This is a genomic window from Paenibacillus ihuae (genome assembly GCF_001368795.1).
GTDB lineage: Bacteria > Bacillota > Bacilli > Paenibacillales > Paenibacillaceae > Paenibacillus_AQ > Paenibacillus_AQ ihuae.
This window is the reverse complement of record NZ_LN831198.1, coordinates 963,721-968,397: the sequence shown is the minus strand read 5'-3', so window position 1 is coordinate 968,397 and position 4,677 is coordinate 963,721. Positions and strand designations below refer to the sequence as shown.

The window sequence follows — 4,677 nt, the reverse complement described above, 5'->3', positions numbered from 1 at the left end:
TGCCGCCTTCACGGGTGAATGAAAGCTGAAGCTCGCCAATAAGCGAGGTTTTGCCGCTGCCGGCACGGCCTGTAACCAGAACAAAGCCGGATTCGCCGGCCGAAGCCCGTTCCACCACCGCTCTTAGTTCCCGCGCCTCCTCTTCCCGGCCAAACAGCCGCTTCGGCAGCCGAAACTGGCTGATCCTGTCCTTCAGCCCGGTCTCGAAAGGTTCAATCTCCCCTGTTGTGTTGAGTAATGAAATACACTGCCGCAGATCTGCCAGCAGTCCATATGCACTCTGATAACGCTGCTCCGGGGACTTGGACAGCAGCTTCGCTGTGATTTCTTCCAGCGGCCCCTCAAGCTCCGGCCGCAGTCCGCTTAGCGGTGCCGGCACAACAGCCATATGTACATGAATCCATTCCTCTAAACGCCGGGCCTGCAGCGGCAGCCTGCCTGTAAGCATCTCATAGAACAGGATTCCCAGGGTATACAGGTCACTGCGCTTGTCCGGCAGAAGTGGATTACTCCGGCTCAGCTGTTCCGGGGACAGATAGGCATAATTCTCCCCGCCCTCTTCAGCCAGGTAAGCTTCCTTCAGCTCTCTGTGAACCAGCAGCACGCCAGGCTGCAGGCAGCCGATAACTTTATCCTTCTGATGTGCAGACTGAACCAGCTTCGTCAACGCCACAGCACACGCTAAAAAGGAAGATACCTCCATACACCTTCCGTCCAGTAATTCCTGAAGCCTAATGCTCTCTGCTAATGACATTGTGTAATTGATTCCTCCAAATCCTTCGTTGCGATTCCTCAAGTGTTGCCTGCATCAGGTATAGTTGCATTTATCTTAACACGTTTATCTAGCCCAACATATCCGCTGTATAAGCTAAGGTATACAATTTTTAGTTATTATAAATTTAATTGTCCTGTATGAAATCTAACTAAAGTTATAAGGCGGCTAATAATTACAGAAAAAGCCGGCAATCCGGCCAAAAACGGCCTGACTGTCGGCTTATATTCCTGTGCTGGATTAATTCTCACGCTCATCCGTACCCGGCTTCATCCGGTGCTTGCGGTAATCGCCGGGCGTTACACCGACTACACGCTTGAACACCCGCCCAAAGGTAATGGAGCTGGTATATCCAAGCTTCAAGGCAATATCCTGGAGATTATCGCTTGTAGTTGCCAGCAGATATTCCGCCCGCTGCATCCGCAGCTGGGTCAGGAAGTCTACGAATTTCATATCAAATTCCTCTTTGAACAGATGGCTGGCATATTTGCCGGAGATCTGAAACCGGTCGCTGAGATGCTTCAGAGACAGGTCGGGGTTGTCAAAATTCTCTTCAATATAGACCTTCATCTCGCTGATCATGGCCCGGTAGCTCTTCGATTCATTCACAGATACATAAATCCGGTAAATTTCGGCCAGCCATTTCAGTATCACTGCGTGGACCTGCTCCAGCGTTGTCTGTGACTCCATTTCGCTGTAGTATCCCTGCAGGCTGGGCTCGGCGAACATTCTGCGCAGGCTGTCCGACAGTTGGCCCAGCTCGCGGTCAAGCATTTGGATCAGCATATGCAGCAGCATATGAATCTCTTCGTCCTTGATCTGGTCGCTGCTGAACCAGCGGAACAGCTCATCTACCCGCTGCCGCCAGTTCTCGTCGGCAATCCGGAATTCCCGGACGATTTCACTCAGCATCTGCAAATATTTATAGGAGTGCAGGGTGGAACGGTCCGGCAGGCTGTCGCTCAGTACAACCATATCCCTGCCGAGCGACAGCTTATGCTGAAGCGCTGCTTCCGCTGCGGTACAGGAATCCGAGATAGCCTCCAGTCCGTCAACAACCGGGCCAACACCTATCGCAAGCGACAGCCCAAGGTTATCACTGACCCATCTCAGATAACGCTCAGCCAGTATTCTCAGCCTATCCTTGCCCGTCCGCAAATCCCCGCCGCTGCCGATCATCAGCCCGATCCGGTTGCCGCTCACCCACTCTGCCCAGCCTTGCAGCTCCTCTTCACCCGCCAGTTCCTGGAACAGATTCATAAGTGTAAGCTTGAGCATGTTCTGCTCCTTGGCCGGATATTTTCTGCGGAATTCCTCATATTGGTTCATCTCTGCTGCAATAAAGGCAAACTGTACCGCCTCATCCGTAAAGGGCTTAAAGTGCTGCAGCTTCTCCTCCAGCGAAGAGGCCCCTTGCTCCCCTTCCATTAAATCCAGAAAGAGCTGGCGGCGCTGGACAAGCAGATTCTCATCGTATTGCTTCTGATAGCTTACCGTCTGGTTAATCAGCGTTTCCAGCGCCCGGTCAATCAGCACAAGCTCGCTTCTCGAGGTGTTGTCAAGGCTTTCTTCACGGAACTGCAGTGCCTGGATCCGGTTCATCATCGCTTGAATCGGCCGGTAGTTTTTGCGGGTGATATACAGGATGTACAGGGTTCCCAGCACTACGGTCAGGATACCAATGATAATCCAGAGATAAGAGACAACAGACATCCAGGCGAACAGCTCGCCTGCGCGGATGCCGCTCTCAAAGGTCCAGCCTGTGTTATCCAGTGTGATCCGGGTCAGCACATCCCCCTCCGGAATATCGTTCTCCTGGTGAGCGGCATAGACCAGGTCTCCCTGGTCACCCAGCACACGCATGAAGGAGACTTGGCTTTTCGTCATGTCATCAATCATCCGTTCGAGCCGGTACATGCTTAGATTCACTACAACCACACCCTCTGCCCCAAACGGCAGCGGCAGCATTTTACCCATGCTTATCACCCGCACCGTCTGGTCAGAGCTGAATAACCGGAGCGTACGGACATCACTCCAGTTCCGTTCCTCATTCTCCGCCAGCACCCCGGCCAGATAATCACGGTCAGCAAAAACATCCCGGTCGACCAGCCCGTTGAGCGTCAGCACCTTATCGTCCCACTTACGGTAAATATAGATGGAATCAATCAGCTGGTTGCGGTACAGCATCCCCCGCATATCATTCACCGTATTATAGAGCCGGGTCCGGTCACCTTGATCACTCAGCCCGCTCAGGAAATCCCCGTAATCGTGATTGGTCTCCATTTCCTGAAGCACAGAGAGCTCCACATCACTTAATGCATTCTGCACGGAATCCACGACATAGCCTGTAGAGATGCGGTTAGCCTTGTTGGTTTCGCTGCGGGACAGCTCGCCTACGATCAGAAACGACAGGAAAACCAGGATGGACACGGTCAGCAAAAAGATAGGGAAGTAGGAGAACATCATGCTTCTCGACCAATTCCGTCTCATATGTACTCCCGCCCTTCTTCAATGGGTTCCGAAGCATGTCGCCCGATGAATGACAGGAAACGTCACACGGGCATTTTCGCTAATCGGTTTATCCAATATAGCATGCCCGCACCGATAAGTGCACTACCTGTACAAGCCAGATACATCATCTGTGCACCGCCCGAATAAAATAAATACCCGTTCAGCAGGTTACCCACAATCCCGCCAAGTCCGGAAAAAACCATATTGAATATACTTTGGCCCGTCGCCTGCATCCTTTTGCCGGAAGCCTGGGCCACATATTCCACAGCAGCCACATAAAACAGCCCGAAGGACAGTCCATGCAGCACCTGAATGCCTATCATAACTGCCGGCACCGGAAACAGCCACTGAATCCCCCAGCGCAGCGCATAAAATAATGCCGCCAGCAGCAGCGTCCGTTCATGGCCGATCCCCCTGAGGATCCGGGCGGCCAGCAGCATCGAAGGGATGTTCGTCAGGGAGGCGAGCAGTAGAGCTGTGCCCACAAGCGAATAGCTTCCCCCCGCCTCCTGAAAAGCCAGCACGAAGAATGAGTTGTACGCCGTCAGTGTCTGGTTTACGAAAAAGCAGGCAATCAGAAACAGCAGGAACAGGCGGTTCCCCAGCAGCTCCTTCATCCCTTGCGACAGCGATATCGCCGCAGCTTTGCTCTCTGTACTTCGGGACAGCGTCAACACCGTGGCTGTTCCCGCAAGACTAAGGGCCAGAAAAGGCATCCACAGCTGCGTAATCTCGAAGCTCGAGAGATAGAACCCGCCGGCATAGCCGCCAAGTGCTGTACCCAGGCTGCCCAGGCTGCGGATCGTTCCATAGGAAGTACGGCCCCTTGATGCGGCAGTAACCGCGTAGGAATCTGCGACCGGACTTTGCGTAGCCTGGAAAATAATAGACAAAATATAGACCATCATAATGATCGCAGTATATTGGAAGCTATAAAAAAATGACAGGCAGGCCGGCACAGAGATCGCAAGGATCAGCACCAGCTTGGTCTGGCGGTACCTGTCAACGAGCAGTCCCCACACCGGCTGAACCACAATGGACAGCAGCGTGCCGATCGACATCAGCACGCCGACAACATTGGCGCCGATGCCCTGATGCACAAATAAGGTCGTTAAATAGGGATTAAACAGTCCGCCTGCGAGGCCTGTAAATAAATACAATAAGCGGAGCTTCAGCAGCTCTATTTTGGCTCCCTGCGGAATGATCGCCGTATATTCCATAGTGCATTCTTCCTTTACCACAGAATCGCCGCAGCGGCAGCCGCTGCCCCTACCGCCCCAGCCCTATTGCCCAGCCTTGCCGGCAAGACGGCAACAGGAAACGGCAGATAGCGGTTCACCCGGGTACCGATTTCCTGCACATAATAATCGCCGGATGCCGCTACGCCTCCGCCC

The 4,677-nt window shown here is 53.3% G+C and carries 3 protein-coding genes; all 3 read right to left on the bottom strand.

Annotated elements, in window-relative coordinates:
• A partial coding sequence (locus tag AQR02_RS04295) for a serine/threonine protein kinase (RefSeq protein ID WP_148449059.1) occupies window positions 1-754 on the bottom strand: 754 nt, incomplete at its 3' end.
• Between the two features lie 258 nt (window positions 755-1,012).
• The gene (locus AQR02_RS04290) at window positions 1,013-3,262 is read right to left on the bottom strand and encodes an AraC family transcriptional regulator (protein WP_054939529.1); all 2,250 of its coding nucleotides are present in this window, start codon (window positions 3,260-3,262) and stop codon (window positions 1,013-1,015) included.
• Between the two features lie 62 nt (window positions 3,263-3,324).
• Window positions 3,325-4,503, bottom strand: coding sequence for an MFS transporter (locus AQR02_RS04285; RefSeq protein ID WP_054939528.1), 1,179 nt, complete (start codon window positions 4,501-4,503; stop codon window positions 3,325-3,327).
• Window positions 4,504-4,677: the final 174 nt, after the last annotated feature.

Coding starts and splice junctions, on each gene's coding strand:
- AQR02_RS04290 (WP_054939529.1), bottom strand. CDS start 3,262: ATGAGACGGAATTGGTCGAGAAGCATGATGTTCTCCTACTTCCCTATC.
- AQR02_RS04285 (WP_054939528.1), bottom strand. CDS start 4,503: ATGGAATATACGGCGATCATTCCGCAGGGAGCCAAAATAGAGCTGCTG.